20 protein-coding genes and 1 riboswitch are annotated in these 22,245 nt (G+C 70.5%); of the genes, 13 read left to right on the forward strand and 7 right to left on the reverse strand.

Annotated features, from left to right (window positions below; all coding sequences use genetic code 11):
* The coding region (locus ON26_RS01585) for a MaoC family dehydratase (RefSeq protein ID WP_040794177.1) at positions 1–1,013 on the reverse strand (1,013 nt) is incomplete at its 3' end.
* A 200-nt stretch (positions 1,014–1,213) separates the two neighbouring features.
* Between ON26_RS01585 and ON26_RS01590 the strand changes: the two genes are divergently transcribed.
* Positions 1,214–2,365, forward strand: a complete 1,152-nt coding sequence (locus tag ON26_RS01590; protein WP_040794132.1) for an acyl-CoA dehydrogenase family protein — start codon at positions 1,214–1,216, stop codon at positions 2,363–2,365.
* 43 nt (positions 2,366–2,408) lie between these two features.
* On the forward strand, positions 2,409–3,149 hold the full coding sequence (locus ON26_RS01595) for a GntR family transcriptional regulator (RefSeq protein WP_040794133.1): 741 nt from the start codon (positions 2,409–2,411) through the stop codon (positions 3,147–3,149).
* Between the two features lie 49 nt (positions 3,150–3,198).
* Here ON26_RS01595 and ON26_RS01600 read toward each other — a convergent pair whose 3' ends face one another.
* Positions 3,199–3,846: a TetR/AcrR family transcriptional regulator gene (locus tag ON26_RS01600; RefSeq protein WP_040794134.1), complete on the reverse strand. Its 648-nt coding sequence runs from the start codon at positions 3,844–3,846 to the stop codon at positions 3,199–3,201.
* Positions 3,847–3,890: 44 nt separating this feature from the next.
* Here ON26_RS01600 and ON26_RS01605 point away from each other — a divergent pair, with 44 nt between their 5' ends.
* From ON26_RS01605 to ON26_RS01630, 6 genes are all read left to right on the forward strand, one after another.
* Entirely contained in the window at positions 3,891–4,766 is an 876-nt protein-coding gene (locus ON26_RS01605; RefSeq protein WP_085998929.1) for an oxygenase MpaB family protein, read from the forward strand.
* The gene (locus ON26_RS01610) at positions 4,766–5,731 is read left to right on the forward strand and encodes an alpha/beta fold hydrolase (RefSeq protein WP_040794135.1); all 966 of its coding nucleotides are present in this window, start codon (positions 4,766–4,768) and stop codon (positions 5,729–5,731) included. The genes ON26_RS01605 and ON26_RS01610 overlap by 1 nt, the downstream gene beginning before the upstream one ends.
* 140 nt (positions 5,732–5,871) lie before the next feature.
* On the forward strand, positions 5,872–7,452 hold the full coding sequence (locus tag ON26_RS01615; protein WP_040794136.1) for an LVIVD repeat-containing protein: 1,581 nt from the start codon (positions 5,872–5,874) through the stop codon (positions 7,450–7,452).
* Complete coding sequence (locus tag ON26_RS01620; RefSeq protein WP_051026505.1) at positions 7,452–8,117, forward strand: DUF305 domain-containing protein; 666 nt, start codon at positions 7,452–7,454, stop codon at positions 8,115–8,117. The genes ON26_RS01615 and ON26_RS01620 overlap by 1 nt, the downstream gene beginning before the upstream one ends.
* Positions 8,118–8,172: 55 nt before the next feature.
* Entirely contained in the window at positions 8,173–8,781 is a 609-nt protein-coding gene (locus ON26_RS01625; RefSeq protein ID WP_040794137.1) for a TetR/AcrR family transcriptional regulator, read from the forward strand.
* Complete coding sequence (locus ON26_RS01630; protein ID WP_040794138.1) at positions 8,778–9,959, forward strand: NADH:flavin oxidoreductase; 1,182 nt, start codon at positions 8,778–8,780, stop codon at positions 9,957–9,959. The genes ON26_RS01625 and ON26_RS01630 overlap by 4 nt, the downstream gene beginning before the upstream one ends.
* Positions 9,960–10,074: 115 nt before the next feature.
* Here ON26_RS01630 and ON26_RS01635 read toward each other — a convergent pair whose 3' ends face one another.
* The gene (locus ON26_RS01635) at positions 10,075–11,142 is read right to left on the reverse strand and encodes an alpha/beta fold hydrolase (protein WP_040794139.1); all 1,068 of its coding nucleotides are present in this window, start codon (positions 11,140–11,142) and stop codon (positions 10,075–10,077) included.
* Positions 11,143–11,464: 322 nt separating this feature from the next.
* Here ON26_RS01635 and ON26_RS01640 point away from each other — a divergent pair, with 322 nt between their 5' ends.
* Both ON26_RS01640 and ON26_RS01645 read left to right on the forward strand, forming a co-directional pair.
* Positions 11,465–11,950 (forward strand): DUF2752 domain-containing protein, encoded by a 486-nt coding sequence (locus ON26_RS01640; RefSeq protein ID WP_083883659.1) that lies wholly within the window; start codon positions 11,465–11,467, stop codon positions 11,948–11,950.
* A gap of 36 nt (positions 11,951–11,986) precedes the next feature.
* Entirely contained in the window at positions 11,987–12,250 is a 264-nt protein-coding gene (locus ON26_RS01645; RefSeq protein ID WP_373280917.1) for a hypothetical protein, read from the forward strand.
* A 12-nt stretch (positions 12,251–12,262) separates the two neighbouring features.
* On the opposite strand, the gene ON26_RS01650 is transcribed toward ON26_RS01645, so the two are convergent.
* Positions 12,263–13,633 (reverse strand): M1 family metallopeptidase, encoded by a 1,371-nt coding sequence (locus ON26_RS01650; protein ID WP_040794141.1) that lies wholly within the window; start codon positions 13,631–13,633, stop codon positions 12,263–12,265.
* On the reverse strand, positions 13,633–17,592 hold the full coding sequence (locus ON26_RS01655) for a Pls/PosA family non-ribosomal peptide synthetase (RefSeq protein WP_083883651.1): 3,960 nt from the start codon (positions 17,590–17,592) through the stop codon (positions 13,633–13,635). Before ON26_RS01655 ends, ON26_RS01650 begins: the two co-directional genes overlap by 1 nt.
* 203 nt (positions 17,593–17,795) lie before the next feature.
* Positions 17,796–17,909, forward strand: a riboswitch (SAM riboswitch).
* A 46-nt stretch (positions 17,910–17,955) separates the two neighbouring features.
* Between ON26_RS01655 and ON26_RS01660 the strand changes: the two genes are divergently transcribed.
* Positions 17,956–19,275, forward strand: a complete 1,320-nt coding sequence (locus ON26_RS01660) for an aminotransferase class V-fold PLP-dependent enzyme (protein ID WP_040794143.1) — start codon at positions 17,956–17,958, stop codon at positions 19,273–19,275.
* A 183-nt stretch (positions 19,276–19,458) separates the two neighbouring features.
* On the opposite strand, the gene ON26_RS01665 is transcribed toward ON26_RS01660, so the two are convergent.
* The gene (locus ON26_RS01665; RefSeq protein WP_040794144.1) at positions 19,459–20,010 is read right to left on the reverse strand and encodes a flavin reductase family protein; all 552 of its coding nucleotides are present in this window, start codon (positions 20,008–20,010) and stop codon (positions 19,459–19,461) included.
* Positions 20,011–20,226: 216 nt separating this feature from the next.
* Between ON26_RS01665 and ON26_RS01670 the strand changes: the two genes are divergently transcribed.
* Positions 20,227–21,048, forward strand: coding sequence for a crotonase/enoyl-CoA hydratase family protein (locus ON26_RS01670; RefSeq protein ID WP_040794145.1), 822 nt, complete (start codon positions 20,227–20,229; stop codon positions 21,046–21,048).
* A 311-nt stretch (positions 21,049–21,359) separates the two neighbouring features.
* Positions 21,360–21,614, forward strand: a complete 255-nt coding sequence (locus tag ON26_RS01675) for a hypothetical protein (RefSeq protein ID WP_040794146.1) — start codon at positions 21,360–21,362, stop codon at positions 21,612–21,614.
* A gap of 139 nt (positions 21,615–21,753) precedes the next feature.
* Here ON26_RS01675 and ON26_RS01680 read toward each other — a convergent pair whose 3' ends face one another.
* Entirely contained in the window at positions 21,754–22,245 is a 492-nt protein-coding gene (locus ON26_RS01680; RefSeq protein WP_040794147.1) for an inorganic diphosphatase, read from the reverse strand.

A 22,245-nucleotide genomic window follows, 5' to 3' on the forward strand; every position in this document is an offset into this window, starting at 1 on the left:
AGCAACCCCGTGAAGCGCCAGTCCAATACGGGCTGCGCGGCGGCGGATTCGGAACCGGGCCGGGGGTGCGCGTGGACGATCGAGCGCAGGCGCACGGCGTGGCCGTCACCGAAGGGTTCGGCGGATTCGACGTGCAGTTCGCTGGTGAGGGTGTCGCCCTCGCGGACCGGGCCGGTGTGGTCGCAGGACTGCCAGCCGAGCACGGTCACCAGGGCGGGCAGGGCGCGGGTGGCCTGGGCGAAGGCCAGGCCGATGGTGTGGCCGCCGTAGACCAGGCGACCGGCCGCGCCGGAGCGCTCGTCGTGGTGCACGGCGGCGATGTTCAGGGTGAGCCTGGCCAATTCCGGTGCGCTGGTGACCACATCGCCGCTGCTGTGGAAAACCGTGCCGACGAGGTCGGGGGAGAAGTGCGGGCCGGGGACGCGGGCGCGGTAGGCGGCCAGGTCCCAGCCGTCGATCGCCCGGGGATCGTCGGTGCCCGTCTCGGTGCCGATGGTCGAGAGGTCGTCGGTGCGGCGGACGCGGTCCGCGGCGGCGGCCGGGCTCAGCGGGAGCATGGCGCAGCGGTGGAAGTCCAGGACGGTCCGGCCGTGCTGGTCGGTGCTGGTGATGCGCAGCGCGGCCAGGCCGGTGGGGGCGCGGCCGGGCTTGGCCGAGTTCTCGCGCAGGCCGACCACTTCCGTGCGGGTGCTCAGGGTGTCGCCCAGCACCGGAAAGCGGTGGAAGCGCAGCCCACGGTAGAAGAGATTGGCCTTGACGTGGTGGGTGGCCAGCGTCGACTGGCCGATGGCGACGTCCCAGACCAGGCCGGGATGAGCCAGGGGAGCGGATGAGCCGATGACCGCCGCGCCGGTGTGGGCGTCCAGGGACAGCCGCAGCCGGTCGCCGAGGATCGCCTGGTGGGAGGCGGCCAGGCCGCTGGTCAGCGTGACCGCGGGGGCGGCGTCGAAGGTGGTGCCGGGCTCGAGTTCGTCGAAATACGGTCCGCCGACGAACGTCTCGCGTCGGTTCACAGCGTGGTCCACCTCGATCCCGGTCGCCGGCAAGGCCGGAAGGGCGCCGGCAGCCCGGCGCTGCCGGAATATTGGCAGCGCGACAACAGGCATGTCAAGACCAATGTAGGGCTATGCTACCGAAATGGCCGGTAAATGGCCGTACAAATCGCGCCCGGATGCCGGGCGAACCGTAGTCGTCAATCGGAACTCAGGCGGAAATGTCGAAGCTCAACGACGAAGAGTCCTACCTGGTCGAGACCGTGCGCACGTTCATCGACCGCGAGGTGCGTCCGCACGTGCGCGAGATGGAGCACGCCAACTCCTATCCCGAGAAGTGGATCGAGCAGATGAAGCAGATCGGGATCTACGGTCTGGCCGTTCCGGAGGAGTACGGCGGTTCGCCGGTCTCGATGCCCTGCTATGCCCGCGTCACCGAGGAACTGGCCCGCGGCTGGATGAGCCTGGCCGGCGCGATGGGCGGGCACACCGTGGTCGCCAAGCTGCTCACCATGTTCGGCACCGACGAGCAGAAGAGCCGCTACCTGCCGAAGCTGGCCACCGGCGAGATGCGCGCGACCATGGCGCTGACCGAGCCCTCGGGCGGCTCCGACCTGCAGGCGCTCACCACGCACGCCCGCGCGGACGGCGACGACCTGGTGATCAACGGCGCCAAGATGTGGATCAGCAACGCCCGCCGATCCGGGCTGATCGCACTGCTGTGCAAGACCGATCCGGACGCCTCGCCCCGGCACGCGGGCATCTCCGTGGTGCTGTGCGAGCACGGCCCCGGACTCGAGGTCTCCCGCGATCTGCCCAAGCTCGGCTACAAGGGCGTCGAGTCCTGTGAGCTGGCGTTCACCGACTACCGGGTGCCCGCCACCGCCATCCTGGGCGGCGTGCCCGGCAAGGGGTTCGGGCAGATGATGAAAGGCCTCGAGGTCGGCCGCATCCAGGTCGCCTGCCGGGCGCTCGGCGTCGCGGCGGCCGCGCTGGCGGACTCGCTGGAATACGCCCAGCAACGCGAGAGTTTCGGCAAGCCGATCTGGAAGCACCAGTCGATCGGCAACTATCTCGCCGATATGGCGACCAAGCTGACCGCGGCCCGGCTGCTGGCCTGGCACGCCGCCGAGAAGTACGACGCGGGTGAGCGCTGCGACATGGAAGCGGGCATGGCCAAGCTGTATGCCTCGGAGATCGCGATGGAGGGCGCGCTGTCGGCCGTGCGCATCCACGGCGGCTACGGTTACTCCACCGAGTACGACGTGGAACGCTATTTCCGCGACGCGCCGCTGATGATCGTGGGGGAAGGCACCAACGAGATCCAGCGCAATGTCATCGCGGCCCAGCTCGTCGCGCGCGGCGGGCTGTAGCGGCCGGGGAAAGAGCAGACGGAACGGGAGAGCGCAGAGCACGATGGCCGCACGGGATTCGGAACCGGCGCACCAGCTGGTATCGCGGGAATTGCGCGCGGCCATCGCGGCCGGGAGCTATCGGGGCGGGGTGAAGCTGCCCACCGAAGCCGAACTCGCCCAGCGCTATCGGGTGAGCAGGCAGACCGTGCGCCGCGCCTTCCAGGATCTCGTCGCCGACGGCACCGTCTACCGGGTACCGGGCCGCGGCACCTTCGTGACCGAGTCCGACGGGCGCTATCTGCGCCACCACGGGTCGATCGAGGATCTGATGAACCTGTCCTCGGACACCACGATGGAAGTGATCTCCCCGCTGCAACGGCGGGTCGACATCGAGGCCGCCAGCAGGCTGCGCCTGGACACCGATGTGGTGTACACGGTGGTCTTCCGGCGCATCCACGAAGGCGTGCCGTTCGTGCTGACCACCGTGCATCTGCCCGAACACATCGCCCGGCCGCTGATCGACCTCCCGGAACTCGGCCCGGGCGGCTCCAGCGCGCACACCGTCATCGGTCTGCTGGAACCGCGCCTGGGCAGTCCGATCGTGGAGGCCGCGCAGTCGATCACGGTCGCGCCCGCCACGGCCGAGATCGCGGCCGGGCTCGGGTGCGAAGCGGGGCATTCCATGCTGCGGGTGGACCGGCTCTACTCCGATGCCGCCGGTCAGGTGATCGACCTGTCGATCAGCTACTTCCTGCCCGAGCACTACACCTACCGTGTCACCCTCCGGCGCAGCACGCTCTGAGCCACGACCACGGCGCGGTTCGGCACGGCAGAGCGCAGCGCACGGCGGTTCAGCGCACCGCGCCGGTGACCAGCGGGGCGATCACGCGACGGGCGAGCTCGCGGGCGGCATCGTCGTCGTCGAGGTCGTAGCCGGGGGCGGGCAGCAGCAGGTAGCCCATGGTCAGGCGGATGATCGCGTCGGCCTGCAGGGCGGGATCGCCCGGCGGTAGCGTGCCCTCCTGCTGGCCGGCGCTGATGCGGGCGGAGATGAAGCGGTGGCCGATGTCGATCGGTGAGGGATCGCCCGTGGACAGGATGGCGAGCAATTCGGCGTTGCGGTCGGCGTCCATGCTGTCGGCGAGCAGCCGGTCGCGCAGGCGCAGACAGGCGACGAATGCCTCGGCGATGCGGTCGGCGGGGTCGATGACGGTGAGGAAGGTCGTGGTGATCTCGGCGAGGAATGTGCGCAGGGTGTGCGCGACCGCCGCTTCGAACAACGCGTCCTTGCCGCCGTAGCGGCGGAAGAGGGTGGCCCGGCTGATGCCGGTGCGGGCGGCGATGTCCTCCATGGTTGCCGCGTGGGTGCCGCGCTCGGTCAGCACCCGTAGCGTCGCCTCGTAGACGTCGGCCACATCGGGACCGGCGGTGGAGTGCGCGACGATCTTGGCGACCGCTCGGCCGAACAGACTGGTCAGCGAGGCGGACGGGCGAGGCATTCGGCCATTGTCGCACTTGAGACTTACGTGCTACTAATAGTCTCATGAGCGAGGGAGTGACCGAACGGCCCGCCCCGGCGGCGACCGGCGAGAAGCAGCTTGCGCCGCTGGGACCGGACTCGGTGGCGTGGTCGGTTTTCGGTGATCTGACATTCGTGCTCGGCGCCTCGCGCCGGCTGCTCATCGACGTGGGGCACCCGATCGTGGCCGCGGGGGTGAACGACTACTCGGTGTTCGAAAGCGACCCGTACGGCCGTGCCGACCGCACGCTGAACATGATCATGGGCGTGATCTACGGCCGTGAGGAGGCGCTGGCCACCGCCCAGCGGCTGCGCGATCTGCACAAGCACTTCAAGGGGCAGAATCCCGACGGCTCGCGCTGGAGCGCGCTCAACCCGGAGGCTTTCCACTGGGTGCACGCCAGCCTCGTGCACGGCGTCTACACCCAGCAGAAGCTGCTCGGGCGCGGGTGGAAGCCCGGCGAGGCCGAGCAGTTCTACCAGGAGATGCGCCAGGTCGCCCGCCTGTACGGCGTCCGCGAGCAGGACATGCCCGTGGACTGGGAGAGCTTCCTGGTCTGGTTCGACGAGATGGCCGCCACCAAGCTGGTCCGCACCGAGGTCAGCGACCGGGTGCTCGCCGTGGTCGCCGGTCCCAAGCCGCCGCCGATGATTCCGGTGCTCAGGATCCCGTTCGTGTGGAACTACACGGTGCGGCCGGTCGCGGGCGCGACGCTGACCCTGATCACCGCCGGGCTGCTGCCGCCGAATCTGCGCGAGCTGTTCGGCCTGAAGTGGTCGCGCGGCCGCGAGATCGCGTTCAACGTGGTGGCCGCGATCTCCCGGACCACGATTCCCCGGCTGCCGAAGATCGTGCGGATGGTTCCTCCCGCCCGGCGCGCGCTACGGCGGGCGCGCTGATGCGGGCTCGGCGTGCCGGCGTCGCCGCGCCGAACCGTACACCTGTCGTCGACAGCGGCGGTCCGGCCGAGGTGGTCGAGGTCCGCGGCGCCGACGGCACCCTGCTGCACACCGAGATCCACGGTCGCCAGGATGGGCCGACGATCGTGCTCAGCCACGGCGTACTGTGCGATCTGACCTTCTGGCGCAACCAGATCGCCGCTCTGAGCGCGGACTTCCGGGTCGTCGCCTTCGACCATCGCGGGCACGGCCTCAGCGCGCAGCCGCCCCGCGGCAGCTACACCCTCGATCACCTGGCCGACGACCTGCACGCGGTGCTCACGGCCACCGTGCCGGCCGGTGAACAAGCCGTGCTGGCCGGTCACTCACTGGGCGGTATCGCCGTGATGGCCTGGGCCGCACGGTATCCCGGCGATGTCGCGCAGCGGGTGCGCTCGGTCGCGCTGGTGAACACCACGCCCGGCGAGATCTTCGACAATCTGCACTTCCTGCGCGGTCCGCAACGCCTGCTCGGCGCTCGCAGGCGGCTGGCCATCGCGGTGGCCCCGCTGGCGGGCATCCCGCTGCCGCGTCGGCTGCCGGTGCGCAGGCGACTGCTGTCCTATGTGGCGCTGGGGTCGAAGACCGTGGCGAGCGCGGGCCTGGAACTGGACCGGATGATCGGCGCGACCTCCGCGCGTGGCCGCGGTGGGTACGGCGGGATGCTGGTCAGGATGGTGACCACCATCGACCCGAGCTCGCTCGACGTCCCGACGCTGGTGATCGCGGGTCGCAAGGACAAGATCGCGCCGCCCGCGCGCTCGCAGCTGATCGCCGCGAGCTTGCCGCAGCTGATCGCGTTGCGCGAGTACGACACCGGGCACTGCGGTCCGCTGGAGTGCGCCGACGAGATCACCTCTGCGCTGCGGGCTTTGGGCCGGGGCGAGCTGGGCCGGGCGCAGCGGGCCGGGGAAGCCTCGGCCTGAGCGAAACGTCCCTCGCGATCACCGCGACGGGTGAAACTGTCTTGGAGAGAGGTGGTTTCGCCCTCTCGTGCGACGGCCGAGGGGTGGGGCGGGAAGCGACCGTCCCGTGGCGCCGTTGCGGCGTAGGAACGAGGAGAACGATGATCCGAGGACGAGACAACGATGTCACGGTCCGCCGGACCCGGGGGTGGCGAGCTGTCACCGTCCGCGCGGGTTCGGCACTGGCGGCGGTGGCCCTGTTGGTCACCGGTTCGGCGGTGAGTACCGCCGAACCACCACCGGGCTTCGACGAATTCACCGGGGTCTGGCCCACCGCGGTCGATCGGGCGAACTGCCGCCCCGGCGATCAGGTGGAGACCGGCCTGCAGGGCGAGGTGACGCTCGACGACCGCAGGTCCGGGCGCAGCACGCAGGGCTACAACTGCAATATCGACCTGGTCGGCCGGTACCAGGGCCTGGGCGCCGGACCGGTCAGCCCGACCTACGAGCACTGCGCTTACATCGCGTCGACCTTCCCGACCAACCTGTTCGGTCCCGACGCGGGCGTGCATGTCCTCGATGTCAGCGATCCGGCGAATCCGGTCCGCACCGCGGTGCTCACCGAACCGGCCATGGTCGGCGGCACCTGGGAATCGATGAAGGTGCACAAAGGCCGCGGTCTGCTGGTGGCCACCGGCGTGGGCATGATCGTCGGCGCAGGCTACATCTCGATCTACGACATCTCCCAGGACTGCGCGCATCCCCGGCTGCTGAACACCACGACCGGGTCCATGCTCAACATGCCCATCCCGATCACCACCCACGAGGGCGATTTCTCCCCGGACGGCAACACCTACTGGGCCTCGGGCATCGCGCCCGGTTACGTCAGCGCGATCGACATCACCGATCCCACCCAGCCGATGGTGGTGTGGGGCGGGCTGACCGGCGTCGAGGCACACGGCATGGGCTTCACGCCCGACGGCAACACCATGTATCTGGCGAATCTGGGCGGCCTGACGATCATGGACGTCTCGGCCGTGCAGAATCGCGTGCCGCGCACCGTGGTCGGGCAACCGCTGCCACACATCGGGCAGAAGTTCTGGACCGACGGCTTCATCAACCAGCACAGCATCTACACCACCTACAACGGCGAGCCGCACCTGTTCACCGTGGACGAGGGCGGCTCGGGCGGTGTGAAGCTCTTCGACATCGGCGACCGGGCGAACCCGAAGTGGCGCACCAGCGCGAAGCTGGAGATCAATCTGCCCCAGCACCAGGATCGGTGGACCTCCAGCTCGGCGGGCAACGGCGCGTTCGCCTACGACGCGCACTACTGCCGCTTGGACCGGCCCGACGATCCGCGGCTGATGGCCTGCAGCTGGATCCAGTCCGGCATCAGGGTGTTCGACGTGAGCGATCCCGACCACTTCGAGGAAGTCGCCTACTACAACCCGCCCGCGCAGACCGGCAAGAACCTGCAGTTGCCCAACTCGCTGCACGCCGTGCTCGGATCCATCATCGGCCCGCCGGTCATCGGCACCATCGCGCTGGCACGGGCCTTCGCCGAGGGCCAGACCTCGCTCAACGGCGTGATCAACGATCGCTACCGGCTACTCGGCGGTGATCTGTCCGCGGACTGGTGCCTCTCGCCGCCGGAGTTCCACGGCGACAAGCTGTATGTGGCGTGTATGGACAACGGATTCCTGGCCCTGCAGCTCGATCCGTCGGTGTTCCAGGCCTGATGGGCGCGACGCGCGGAACGCGGGAGCGGCGCACGGGGCGGCGGGCGCAGGCGGTGGCGGTGGCGGTGCTGTGCGTCGCGGCCGGCGTGCTGATCGGGTGGCTCGCTCGTGGCGACGGCGGCAGCGATGCGGCGGGCGGCGGGCAGGTGGTGCTCGCCGACGCCGATATCGTCTTCGCGCAACAGATGTCGGCGCATCACCAGCAGGCACTGACCATGGTGGAGATGCTCGGCCCGGACGCCGCGCCGGAGGTGCGGGCCGCCGCCGAGCAGATCCGCGTCTCGCAGTGGCGGGAGGTGGGTACGCTGACCGGCTGGCTGGAGCTGGTCGGCGCGCCGGTGACGCCCGCGGCCGAGGAGAACGGGCACGACGGCCACGGCGGCCATCAGCACGACGGGTCGTCGGGGATGGCGGGGATGGCCTCGAACGAGGAACTGACCGAGCTGTACCACGCGACCGGCGTCGCTCGGGAAGTCTTGTTCCTGCAGTTGATGATCCGTCATCACCGGGGCGGCGTGGACATGGCCGCGGCGGGCGCGGCCACCACCGATTCGAGCGCCGTGCGGGCCAGGGCACTGTCCATGCTCAACGGCCAGCAGCAGGAGATCTCGACGCTGTCGGTGCTGCTGAACCAGCGCGGAGCAGAGGTTCTGCCGTACCCGTGAAATCGATGCTCCGCCACCTGTTGAATCACTGATTGAAACGTGTTCTACTCGGGAGGTGAGCCGATCCGAGCCCGACACCCGTGAACGGTTGCTGTCGGCAGCCGAGCGCCTGCTGCTGGAGTCGGGCTACGAGAAGGTGTCCATCCGGGCGGTATGCACCGCGGCCGAGGTCAACCCGGCCGCGGTGCACTATCACTTCGGATCCAAGGACGCCCTGGTCGTCGCGCTGTTGCAGAGCAGGCTCGCGCCGCTGTGGGAGTCCTCGATGGACGGCCTCGCGCGCCGGTCGGCCGGCGTGGCCGAGTGCGTGGCGGCCGTGATCGAGCCGCTGGTGTCGCTGGCCGCCGACCCGACCGGGCGGTTGCACCTGCGCTTGCTGGCCAGGCTCGTGCAATCCCGCCGCGACCTGGGCTGGACGGCCCGCTGGTTCAGTCTCGACCCGTTCGTGGAGTTGCTGCGCGAGCAGTGCCCGTGGGTCGGCGAGCGCGAGGCGCGGGCGCGCTGGCTGCTCGCCTTCGATCTGATCCTCGGCCGGTTCGGCGCCCCGCTCGCCGGCGACCACATCCTGTCCCCGCACGCGGTCGCGACGTTGCGCGATTTCGTCACCGCGGGCCTGTGCAGCACCCCCACGGACCTTCGAACCAGCCCCTTGGAGAACCGATGAACAAGGTATTCACCCCCGCCCAGCTCGGGCCGATCACATTGCGCAACAGGGTGATCAAGGCCGCCACCTTCGAGGGGCGCACGCCCGACGCGCTGGTCACCGACGATCTGATCGAGTACCACCGGGCGCCCTCGCGCGGCGGCGTCGGTATGTCCACCGTCGCCTACTGCGCGGTCGCCCCCGAGGGCCGCACCGACCGTCATCAGATCTACATGCGCCCGGAAGCCGTTCCCGGCCTGCAGAAATTGACCGCCGCCATCCACGCCGAGGGCGCCGCCGCCAGCGCGCAGATCGGTCATGCGGGCCCGGTGGCCAATGCCGCGTCCAACCGCCTGCCCGCGCTGGCCCCGGGCCGGTTCTTCAGTCCCCTCGGCATGGCCTTCGCGCACAAGCCCGACGAGGCCGAATTGGCCAGGGTCATCGCGGATTTCGCCGCCGCGGCGCGCACCGCCGAGGAATCCGGCTTCGACGCCGTGGAACTGCACTTCGGTCACAACTACCTGGTCAGCGCGTTCTTCAGCCCGCTGCTCAACCGCCGCCGCGACGGGTACGGCGGCAGCCTGGCCAATCGGGCCCGGCTGGCCCGTGAGATCGCCCAGGCGGTGCGCGAGGCGGTCGGTGGCCGTATCGCGGTGCTGGCCAAGCTGAGCATGGACGACGGCGCGCCCGGCGGCCTGCGCATCGAGGAGAGCCTGCAGATCGGCCGCTGGCTGGAGGAGGACGGCACCCTCGACGCGCTGGAGCTGACCATCGGCAGTTCGCTGCTCAACCCGATGTACCTGTTCCACGGCGACGCCCCGCGCAAGGAATTCGCCGCGGCCTTCCCGCCGCCGATGAGCTGGGGGATGCGCATGGGCGGACGCATGTTCCTGCGGGAGTTCCCCTATCGCGAGGCCTACATGCTGGATCTGGCCCGCCAGTTCCGCTACGAACTGACGATGCCGCTGGTGCTGCTGGGCGGCATCACCAATGCCGACACCATGCAGCTGGCGATGGACGAGGGCTTCGAGTTCGTCGCCATGGCGCGTGCCCTGCTGCGGCAGCCCGATCTGCTGCTGCGCATCCAGGCAGACGAGAAGACGAAATCGCTGTGCACGCACTGCAACAAGTGCATGCCCTCGATCTACGACCGCACCGTCTGCGTGCTGGCGCGTCCGGACGAACTCGCCGCGCACTGACGGAACCGGCGGATACTGTCCGCCGGGAGGCGTTCTCCCGTCCTCGGATCGCCACCGCAGACGACGACGCCGGGGCCCACCTGTCGCGGGCCCCGGCGTCGTCGTGCGGAAAGGGTCAGACCGCGTCCGCCCGGACTTCGTAGGCGCCGGAGGCGATGCGGATCAGTTCGGCGTTGAACCGGTCGGCGGCCTCGACATTGGCCAGGTGGCCGGTCGGCCAGATCTGATAGTCGACGAGCGAGCCGTTGGCGCTCAGCGCCTCCACGATCGGCCGGTTCATCCGCTCCGGCAGCAGCTTGTCGTCGGAGCCGGAGATGACCGTGGTGGGCACCGTGAGGTGCTCGGCGGCGTCGCCCAGGTCCATCACGGCCAGCGCCGCGGCATGCAGGCCGCGGGTGAGGGGCCGGCAGGAGCGGACGATGTTCATCGCGAAGGCGATGTCGTCGTCGGTGGCCTGCTTGCCCACCACCCGTCCGCGCAGCACCGGGCCGAGCATCGGGCTCAGCAGCGGGCCGCCCGGCATCGGCACCGGCGCCGACAGCAGCGTCTCGCCGAGGACCAGCGGCATCCGCAGGTCGCGGCCGAGCAATGTGAGCGGCCGGCTGCCGACCGCCAGAGGCTTGTTCAGCAGCGGAATCAGGTCGGTCTCGCCGCGGATGTTCTGCGCGGCGGTATTGGCGAGCACGGCCGCGGCGGCCCGGTCGGCCACCTGCTCGCGGTAGCGGCGGGCCCAGGCCTGCACGGTGATACCGCCCATGCTGTGCCCGACGAGCACGGCGCGGCGACCGCGCGGCAGGGTGGCGTCCAGCACGGCGGCCAGATCGTCGGCGAGGGTGTGATCGCTGGGCGCGACCCGGCCCAGAGTGGACTCGCCGTGGCCGCGCTGGTCGTAGGCCACCACACGGAATCGGTCGGCCAGTGCGTCGATCTGCGGGTTCCAGTACTCGATGCAGCAGCTCCACCCGTGGATGAGCACGATGACATCGCCGTCGGCCGGGCCGTAGCTGCGCACCCGGAGCCGGGCGCCGTCGACGGTGGTGACGTAGACCTTCTCCGACGGCGTGCGCGGCTTGTTGAGCGCGGGCGTCGAGTATGTCCGCGATCGCAGCGCGGCCCGATAGGCAGCGGTCAGCGGCTCGGCGTCACGCACCCCCGCCAGGGTCTTCATCGACGTCACCAGCATGGCACACACTCCTTTGTGTCTGCGGTCACGGTACCGCTCGACCGGCGGTGCTTGCTAGTGCAAGCGCTCGGTCCCGGAAAACATGACCTCCGATACTGGGTTACCCGATAATCGGTCCGTTCAACTTCCCGGCCAGGCGTCGATTTGTCCGGTGGTCGGAACGGGTTCTGTAGTGACTATCGCGGTGCGGATCGGCAATGCTACTCGCCGTCTTCGCTCGTTGCCGAAGTGAGAACCGGGCGTGCCGCGAACTCGTGCCGCGCCCGTCGCGGACCGCGCCGCCGGTGGCGCCCGGCCGGGACGCGCGGTTACCGTGGGTGGCGTGCAGACCCCCGTCGAATTCCAGTCACCGGAACCGCAGCCGTGGGGGTCCGAGGGGCGCCCGTCGCCTGTGCGCCGGAGCCGTGGTGGCTGGAAGGCGCTGAGCCTGCCGCTGCTGACCGGCGCCGCCGGCGTCGGCGCGCTGGCGCTGCTGCACGTGCGCGACCCGCACGTCGAGAACTCCTACGGCATCTGCCCGACCTGGGGGCTGTTCGGGGTGTACTGCCCGGGCTGCGGCGGGATGCGCGCGGTGCACAACCTCACCGACGGCCGCATCCTCGATTCGCTGCACAGCAACCTGCTCGCGCTGCCGCTGATCGTGCTGTTCTTCTGGTTCGTGGTGGACTGGGCGGTCCGCGCCCGGCGCGGGCAAGGGCCCCGGCTGCCTGCCATCGATCGCACCGTCACCCTGTCGCTCTTCGCGTTCATCGCCGCTTACGCGGTGCTGCGCAACACCCCGTGGGGCACCTGGCTCACACCCGTGTAGCACCTCGCGCCGACGAGAGGAAAGGACCGCTCGCCCATGAAGGATTCTGCTGATTCCCGGCCCTGGGAACCCGTCGCCGAACCCCCGATCGACGGCCACGAGTTCGCGGATGTGCCGGGCACGCTGCGGGACCGGGTGCGCGCGAAGCTGGTGCGGCAACTGCGCGAGGACGGCCCGCCCGACAGCGAGCACGACGATCCGCGCCGCATCTCCGTAGAAGCCGATCTGGACGCCCTCGACAGCGTGCCCGACGGCGACCCCCTGATCGAACAACTCGCCGAGCGCTACCTGGTGTTCTGAGCCGGGCGAGCGCTACCGCGACTCGCGCAGGCCCGTCCCGCCGTGCGGCGGCAGGTCGGGCAGCGCGAGCTCGCCCAGCCACCCGTGGAACAGCGGACGCAGCGGCATCCGGCTGTAGTGCCCGGCCAGGTCGGTGAACTCCTCGGTGGTGACCGAGGAGTGCCGGTACCGGCGTGTCCATTCCCTGAGCAGATCGAAGAACGCGATATCGCCCAGCTCGATGCGCAGCGCGTGCAGGGTCAGCGCGCCGCGCTTGTAGACGCGATCGTCGAACATCAGCACCGGTCCGGGATCGCCGAGCAGGATGTTCTGCGGCTCGCGCGCGAGATTGTGCCGGGCGGCGCGGGCCATCCGGTCCGCGTTCGGCCCGCCGGAGGCCTCCGACCACAGCCATTCGGCGTAACAGGCGAAGCCCTCGTGCAACCAGATGTCGCGCCACTGCCGGATGGTGAGGCTGTTGCCGAACCACTGGTGCGCCAGTTCGTGGGCCACCAGTCGTTCCGAGCCCCGCCTGCCGTCGCAGTGATTGGCGCCGAACACCGAGATACCCTGCGCCTCGATGGGGATCTCCAGCTCGTCGTCGGTGACCACGACGGTGTAGGCGGCGAAGGGGTAGGGACCGAACGCCTCGGCGAAGACCTCCATCATGCGCTGCTGGCGGCCGAAGTCGTGGTCGAAGGCGTCGCGCAGGCGCGTGGGCAGCACCGCGTACATGGGCACCGGCGAGCGCGTGGAGTCGATCCGGTGCTTGCGGTAGGGGCCGATCTGGATGGTCGCCAGATAGCTCGCCATCGGCTCGGCCTGCTCGTAGACCCAGGTGGTCTGACTGGCCTTGGTCTGTTTGCGCACCAGCTCGCCGTTGGCCAGCGCGAAGTACGGGCTGTCGGTGGTGATCGAAATGCGGTAACTCGCTTTGGAACTGGGGTGGTCGTCGCAGGGGAACCAGGACGCGGCGCCGTTGGGCTGGCTGGCGATGAGCGCGCCCTCGGTCAGTTCCTCCCAGCCGACCTCACCCCACGGTCCGCGCACCGGCCGGGGCATGCCCGTGTACACCACCACCACCGACAGCACGCCGCCCGCGGGCACCCGCTGTTGCGGGTTGATCACCAGCTTGCCGCCGCGGTGGGTGTAGCGGGCGGCTCTGACGCCGTTGACCAGTACCCTCGACACGCTCAGCGACTGCGCCAGGTCCAGCGCGTAGCGCGGCCGCACGGAGGTGGTCACCGCGGTGATCTCCGCGCGTCCGGTGAGCCGGTTGCTCGCGACCTTGTAGGTCAGTTCCAGCTCGTAGCGTGAGACCCGATAGCCGCGGTTGCCGTTCTGCGGCAGGTAGTCGTCGATCGGCTCGTCGTAGAGCTTCTCCGCGGGTGACTTGCCACCCATCAGCGTGTGGGCTCCGGATGCGGGCGGGCCCAGGGCGCGATCGGGTTACCCCACCAGCTGCTGGACGCGGGCACGGTGTCACCGCGCATCACCAGCGAGGCCGGGCCGACGGTGGCGCCCGCGCCGATACGCGCGGCGGGCAGGGCGACACAGTGCGGGCCGAGGGTGGCGCCCGGTTCCAGCACGACGGTGTCCATGGCCATGATGCGGTCGTGGAACAGATGGGTCTGCACCACACAGCCGCGTTCCACGGTCGCGCCGTCGCCGAGAGTCACCAGGTCAGCCTCCGGAAGCCAATAGGATTCGCACCATACCCCGCGGCCGATCCGCGCGCCGAGTGCGCGCAGCCACAGGGTGAGCACGGCGGTGCCGGTGGCGGCGCGGGCGAACCAGGGCGCGGCAACGGTCTCGACAAAGGTGTCCGACACCTCGTTGCGCCACACGAACGAACTCCACAGCGGGTGTTCCCCGGCCCGGATGCGGCCGACCAGAAGCCATTTCGCCGCCACCGCGATCGCACCGGCCACCGCGCCCGCGACCAGCAGGGTCACCCCGCTCAGCAGCGCGGCGACCGGATGGCCGAAGGTCCTGGCCAGCCAGGCCAGCGCGAACAACACGCCGAGGCCGATGGCGAAGGTCACCACGACCGGGATCAACCGGCAGGTCTCCACGAACGCGCGCGCCACCTTCAGCTCGGGCGACGGGGCGAAAGTGCGCCGGGCGTCGCCGGATTCGGCGGCGCGGCGCAACCGCACCGGCGGGCTGCCCACCCACGACGAGCCCGCCTTGGCCTTGGAGGGCGCGGCCGAGAGCACCGCCACCAGACCGTTCTTGGGCACCCGGCGGCCGGGCGCGGTCATCCCGGAATTGCCGAGGAAGGCGCGCTTTCCGACCTTGGCCTCGCCGATGCGCAGCCAGCCGCCGCCGAGTTCGTAACCGGCGATCATGGTGTCGTCGGCCAGAAAGGCGCCGTCGGCGACGGTGGTGAACTTCGGCAGCAGCAGCACCGTCGAGGCCTCCACGTGCTTGCCGACCTTCGCGCCGAGCAGCCGCAACCAGATCGGGGTGAGCAGGCTCGCGTAGAGCGGGAACAGGAAGGTGCGCGCGCCGTCGAGCAGCCGCTCGGTGGCCCAGGCCTGCCAGCCGACCCGGCTGCGCACCGGGTGGTAGCCCTCGGTGAGCCCGATCGAGAACAGCCGTACCAGCACGATGGTCGCGCCCGCGTACGCGGCCAGGGTGATCAGCACGGCGGGTGGCAGCGCGCCGTACGCGCCGAGCAGGGCGTCCTCGAGGGTGGCGGTGTCGCGAACGCACCACGCCAGCCAGCCCGCGCCGGCGATCAGCGCCAGCACGGGCAACGACGCCAGCCCCATCGAGGTGAGCGCGAAGACGACGATCCAGTGCCTGGCGCGGGCCGGGGTCTGCTCCGGCCAGCGATGGCGGGCCTTGCCGACCTTCACCGCGGGCGAGCCCGCCCACTCCTGACCGCCCTTGACCCGGCCCGCCACCGCCGAACCGGGCGCGATCTCGGCGCCCTTGCCGATCTTGGCGCCGGGCAACAGGATCGAACGCGAACCGACCACCGCGCCCGCCCCGACCTCGATCGGGCCGATGTGCACGATGTCGCCGTCGAGCCAGTAGCCGGAGAGATCGACCTCGGGCTCCACGCAGGCCCCGTCGCCGAGGTCGAGCATGCCGGTCACGGGCGGCAGCGTGTGCAGATCCACCCCCGTGCCGACCCGGGCACCGAGCGCTCGCGCGAAGGGCACCATGAACGGCGCGCCCGACAGGCTCTCCGCGCCGCTGGCCTCCGAGAGCCGCACCGCCGCCCACAGCCGCAGGTGGACCGCCCCGCCGCGCGGATACCGGCCGGGCCGCACGCCACGCAGCAGCAGTCGCGCGCCGAGGACGCACAGCGTCATCCGGCCGATCGGGGCGATGAACACCAGGAACGCCAGCAGCGCCCACCACCACGACAGCCGGGGCAGCCAGGGCAGCGAACCCGACCAGGCCGCGACATTGCCGACGATGGCCAGCCAGGTGAACCACTGCAGGCCGGTGAGCGTGGTCAGCGGCACGGTCGCCAGCAGCTGGACGAGCTGGGCGCGTCGCGGCGTCGGCTCCACCGTGCGGTTCTCGACGGCCGCGGCGGGCGCGGACTGCTCCAGGAAGGTCACCAGCGCGCCGAAGCGGGGGTGGTCGTAGAGGTCGGCGACGGCGACGGTGGGGTAGCGCTCGCGCAGTGCGGTGACCAGCTGGGCAGCCGCGAGCGAGCCGCCGCCCAGATCGAAGAAGTCGGCGCCGGGATCGGTGACCTCGGCGCCGAGCACGGCGTCCCACTGCGCGGCGACCCAGCGGGCCGTCTCGGAGAGCCCGGCGTCCGCGTCGTCGCCCGCGCGGCGCGGCAGCGGCCAGGGCAGGGCGTCGCGGTCCACCTTGCCGGAGGTGCGGGTCGGCATGTCCTCGACCAGGGCCAACCGGGGGACCAGCGGCGCGGGCAGCTGCCCGGCCAGGATCTCGCGGGCCGCGTGCAGGTCGTAGTTCTCGTCCGGGCCGGTGAGGTAGCCGATGAGGATCTTGTTGCCCGCCTTGGTGGTTCGGATCGCAGCCGCGGCGGCGGTGACGCCGGGCAGATGCTGCAGGGCGTTGTCGATCTCGCCCAGTTCGATGCGCCGGCCGCCCAGCTTGATCTGGTCGTCGGCGCGGCCGAGGAACACCAGGCCCGCGGCCTCGTTGCGTACCAGATCGCCGCTGCGGTAGGCGCGTTCCCATCCGAGTCGCGGTGCCGGAGCGTACTTTTCGGCATCCTTGACCGGGTCGAGGTAGCGGGCCAGGCCGACGCCGCCGATGACGAGTTCGCCGGATTCGCCCTCGCCGACCGGATTGCCCGTGGCGTCGACCACCGCGAGATCCCAGCCGTCCAGGGGCAGGCCGATCCGGACCGGGCCCTCGCCGGTCAGCGGCGCGGCGCAGGCCACCACGGTCGCCTCGGTGGGGCCGTAGGTGTTCCACACCTCGCGGCCGGTGTCGTCCCCGCGCACCACCCGCTCGGCGAGTTCCGGCGGTACCGCCTCGCCGCCGAAGATCAGCAAACGCACGGCATCCAGGGCTTCCGGCGGCCAGGTGGCGGCCAGCGTCGGTACCGTCGAGACCACGCTGATCTCGCGCCGGACCAGCCAGGGGCCGAGATCGGCGCCGGTGCGCACCAGTGCGCGCGGCGCGGGGACCAGGCACGCGCCGTGTCGCCAGGCCAGCCACATCTCCTCGCAGGAAGCGTCGAAGGCCACCGACAGGCCGGCCAGCACCCGGTCGCCCGGGCCGATCGGGGCGTCGCGCAGGAACAGTCGCGCCTCGGCGTCGACGAAGGCCGCGGCGCTGCGATGGGTGACGGCCACGCCCTTCGGGGTGCCGGTGGAACCCGAGGTGAAGATGATCCAGGCGTCGTCGTCGAGGCCGGTGTCGTCGCTGTTCGTGGTGCGGATCCGTTGGTCGTCGCCGGGATCGGCGTCGACGCGTGCGGTGTCGAACTCTTCGATGCCGGAGCCGGTGACCAGGACGCGGATGCCCGCCTCGCCGAAGACGAGTGTCGCGCGCTCGTCGGGGTCGTCCGCGTCGACGGGGACGTAGGCGGCGCCCGCGTAGAGGGTGGCGAGGATGGTCACGTAGAGCAGGCGGTTGCCCGAGGGCATCCTGATGCCGACCCGGTCGCCGCGAGTCACTCCGGCGGCGGCGAGTTCGTTCGCGCGGGCGGCGATTTCGTCGCGCAGTTCGGCGTAGGAGACAACCGTGTCGCCGTCGTCGATCGCGGGCGCGTCCGGGTGCGCGGCGACGGTGGCGTCGAGGATGTCGACCAGCGTGCGCGGGGCCGGAGCGAGCCCGCCGCGCGACAACGGATCGGGCTGTGGCCCCGGCTGCCGCGGCGCCGCCCCCGTCGCCGCATCGGCCTGTGGCTGGAGCATCACGTCGTGCCTGCCTCTCCTGAAACCGTTCGCTCGGTGGTGATCGTCTGGCTCTCTTGCTTCGCAGCAGTTGTTTCACAGCATGGTTACCGGTTGGCGAACAGCGCGTGCGCCCGCTGCCACGGTACCTGCGATGCCGTCGAGAAATGGCCTGCGACCTGGTGATTTGACATAGAGATCACAGATCTGCAAGCCTGGGAAAAGGTCATGAGTACCAGCGTCAAGCCCCGGCTCGCTGGTCGGCAACCCTCCTCCGCGGTGGGGTGCTCCGGGTGACGACCTGGCCGCCGTCCGACCGGACGCGGCAAGCGCGGACTCGACGACTCCATGATCTCGGGTCCATGAGCCGACGGGATTTTCGTCATGACTGCTGTGCTGACCGGGACCAACCGCGCCGCCTTCGCCCGGGTTTCCGGCGACGACCTGCGGGTGCCTCTCGTCCAGGGCGGGACCACCGCCTACGCCAACTTCGACTACGCCGCGAGCGCTCCCGCGCTGGCGCAGGTCACCGACCACATCCAGCGGCTGCTGCCCTTCTACGCCAGCGTGCACCGCGGCGCGGGCTACGCCTCCCGGATCTCCACCGAGTGCTACGAGTCCGCCCGCGACTCGGTGGCCGGCTTCCTCGACGCCTGCGACGACCAGGTCGTGGTGTTCACCCGCAACACCACCGATTCGCTGAACCTACTGGCCGCCTGCGTGCCCGGCGAGACCGTGGTGCTCGACATCGAGCACCACGCCAACTTCCTGCCGTGGACCCGCAACGGCCGTCGCGTGGTCGGCGCCGCCGACACGATCGCCGAGACCCTGGCCCGGATCGAGGCGGAACTGGCGGCCCGGCCCGCCGCGCTGCTCGCCGTGACCGGCGCCTCCAATGTCACCGGCGAGGTGCTGCCGGTGACCGAACTGGCCGAGATCGCGCACCGGCACGGCGCCCGGCTGCTCTGCGACGCCGCGCAACTCGCGCCCCATCGCCGGATCTCGTTGCGCGACAGCGGGATCGATTACCTCGCGTTCTCCGGGCACAAGCTCTACGCCCCGTTCGGCGCCGGTGTGCTGGTCGGGCGGCGGGACTGGCTCGACGCCGCGCAGCCCTATCTGGCCGGCGGCGGCGCGGTCCGCGAGGTCACCGTCGACGACGCGCAGTGGGCGTGCGCGCCGCAGCGGCACGAAGCCGGTTCACCGAATGTGCTCGGCGCGGCCGCGATCGCCGCGGCCTGTGATGCGCTGGCCGCCATCGACTCCGACGACCATCTCGCGCACGAGCGGGCGCTGACCGAGCGGCTGCGCGCCGGTCTGTGCGCGATTCCCGGCGTCGAGACGCTACGGGTGTTCGCCGACAGCACCGATTGCGTCGGCATCGTCGCCTTCACGGTCGCCGGTGTCGAACCCGGCGAGGTGGCGGCCTATCTGTCCGCCGAGCACGGCATCGGCGTGCGCGACGGTCGCTTCTGTGCCCATCCGCTGCTGTCGAGGCTCGGACTCGGCGCGGCCCTGCGGGCCAGCGTCGGTCTCGGCACGACCGCCGACCAGGTCGATCGTCTCGTCGATGCGGTAGCCCGGCTCGTCGAAGCCGGTCCAGGCTGGGATTATGCCCAGGTCGCCGGGCATTGGCATCCGGTGCCCGAAACGCGTTCGCTGACCGCCGATTCCGCGAGCGGCGCCGCGCCCTGCGTCGGCTGAGCGCTCGGTGCTTCCTGTCGGTCCGGTGCCTTCTGCCCGCGCTGCGCTGTCCGCCTGTGCGGCGCCGGCTGTCGAAAATCCCCCTGCGCTCGGATCGAGGCGGTAGAGCTCGGCGATCCCGCCCCGGCGGGACCTGTTCTGCGACCTGATCGCGCGGGGGTTGGTACAGCAGGTGCTCAGGGCTCAGCCCTCCAGTTCGGACGGACGGTGGTAGCGGCCGTTGTAGTACAGCAGCGGCGAGGCGGCCGGACGCTCGCCGGTCTCGTCGTGCACGCGGGTGACCAGGCCGATGAAGATGGTGTGGTCGCCGACCGCGATGCGCTGGTGCACGGCCGCGCGGACCCAGATGGGGGTGCCGTGCAGGACCGGCTCGCCGCTGTCGAGGGTGGTCCACAGCGAGGAGTCGGAGAACCGCTCGGTGGCGGTGCGGGAGAAGCGCTGCGCGATGTGGCGCTGATGCTCGCCGAGGAAATGGATCACCACCGAGTCGGCGGCCAGCAGGGCCGTCAGGCTCGAGGAGGTGTGCGCGATGTTGAACGACACCAGCGGCGGCTCCAGCGACAGCGACGCGAACGAGGTGGCGGTGAAGCCCACCGGCCCGTTCGCCGAATCGAGGGTGACGACGGTGACGCCGGCCGGGTAGTGCCGCATCGACGCCCGGTACTGGTCGGCGGTGATGCCGCTGACGTCGTCGGGGACTTCCAGGCCCGTCTCGGGCGGGGGTACTTCACTCACATCACGAAAGCTACGCCGGTTGCCGGGCCCGCGGACGACCCCTGTGCCGTGCCGCTGTCCGCGCCTTCCATCGAATCAGCTTGCTGACCAGCGAGAACACCGTCGCCGCCGCGGTACGTCGAGGATTCGATCCACGCGGAAGGAAAATCCACGCCGGGCGGCACGTCCGCTCAGGTCCTGGTTTGTACGCCGTCAGGCAGCCGATACGCTGGGCGGATGACTGATTGGCAGGCTTTCACCGTCGAGATCGACGATCATGTCGCCCGGGTGACCTTGACCGGCCCCGGCAAGGGCAACGCGATGGGACCGGATTTCTGGAAAGAGCTCCCCGAGATCTTCGCCCGGCTCGACGCCGACCCGCAGGTCCGCGCGGTGGTTCTCACCGGCAGCGGCAAGCACTTCTCCTACGGACTCGACCTGCCTGCGATGTCGGGCACCTTCGGCCCGCTGCTGGCCGACCGGGCGCTGGCCGCGCCGCGCACCGATTTCCTCAAGGAGATCCGCCGGTTGCAGGCCTCGATCAACTCGGTCGCCGAGTGCTCCAAGCCGGTCATCGCCGCGGTGGCCGGATGGTGCATCGGCGGCGGCGTCGATCTGATCTCGGCCGCCGACATCCGGCTGGCCAGCGCCGACGCGCAGTTCAGCATCCGCGAGGCAAAGGTGGCCATCGTCGCCGATGTCGGCTCGCTGCAGCGCCTGCCCGGCATCATCGGCGAGGGCCACCTGCGCGAACTGACCTACACCGGCAAGGACATCGACGCCGCGCGCGCGGAGAAGATCGGCCTGGTCAACGACGTGTACCCGGACAAGGACGCGCTGCTGGAGGCCGCGCACGCGCTGGCGAACGAGATCGCCGCCAACCCGCCGCTGGTGGTCCAGGGCGCCAAGGACGTGCTCGAGCAGCGCCGCGTGAACGACATCACCGAGGGCCTGCGCTACGTCTCGGCATGGAACGCGGCGTTCCTGCCCTCGGAGGATCTGACCGAGGCCATCCAGGCCGTCTTCGAGAAGCGCGCCCCGGAGTTCAAGGGCCGCTGAGGTTTTCGTGCGCCGGGTCGGTCCGGCGCCGGGTGCTCGTCGAGCCCGCCGGAGTTTCTCCGGCGGGCTCGTTCGTGTCCGGGGCCGGCTCGCGGGCGCCCGGCCGCCGGTGGTGGCCGACCGCGAGTTCGAGGCAGTGCGTGCGGTGCCTACCCGGGGTGCGTCACGCACGTCCGAGGGTGGGGACGGTGAGTACCGCCAGGGTGGGCCGGAACGCCCCCTTGGGGTGGCTGTGCAGGGGTTTCCCGATCCGTAACTTTGATCTCGGCAACCGAGATCAACAACTACCGAACACCGATCAGGAGCACGAAATGCGCATCAAATCCTTCATCGCCGCCGCCGCGCTGGCCACCGCGACCGTCGCCGGGGTGTCGACGGCCGCGACCGCCACCGCCGCCGCGCCGACCGAGAGCACCTACCAGGCCGCCTACTACGAGGGCACCTACATCGGCACCTACGCCACCCTGGCGGCCTGCCGCGCCGACGGCGAAGCGCCGAGCACCGGCGGCTGGTACTGGGAGTGCATCGAGACCTGGGACGGCTACGACCTCTACATCTACTACTGATCCACAGCTGTCCCCGGCTGCACCGGCCGATAGCCACCGAGCACGGTTCCCCCACCACCGTGCTCGGACAGAGGGAAAGGGACGTCCGGCATCGTGCCGGACGTCCCTTTCGCCGTTCCCGGGGCAGAGGGGGAGGGGCTCAGTGGCCGCCCTTCTCCTCCAGCCGCGCGAAGGAGGCGCTGATCTCGGCCTCGGCCTCGGCGCGACCGACCCACTCCGAGCCCTTCACGTACTTGCCCGGCTCGAGATCCTTGTAGCGCTCGAAGAAGTGCTTGATCGCGGCCAGCTCGAACTCCGGGACGTCGGCGAGATCCTGGATGTGATCCCAGCGCGGGTCGCCCGCGGGCACACACAGCACCTTGGCGTCGCCGCCGGCCTCGTCCTCCATCTTGTACATAGCGACCGGACGCGCCTCGACGATGACGCCGGGGAACACCGATTCCGCCAGCAGGACGAGCGCGTCCAGCGGATCGCCGTCCTCACCGAGGGTGTTCTCGATGAAGCCGTAGTCGGCGGGATAGGCCATCGACGTGTAGAGGTAGCGGTCGAGGCGGACCCGGCCGGTTTCGTGGTCGACCTCGTACTTGTTGCGGGAACCCTTCGGGATCTCGATGGTGACGTCGAACTCCAC

Source organism: Nocardia higoensis NBRC 100133 (genome assembly GCF_000308595.1).
Lineage (GTDB): Bacteria > Actinomycetota > Actinomycetes > Mycobacteriales > Mycobacteriaceae > Nocardia > Nocardia higoensis.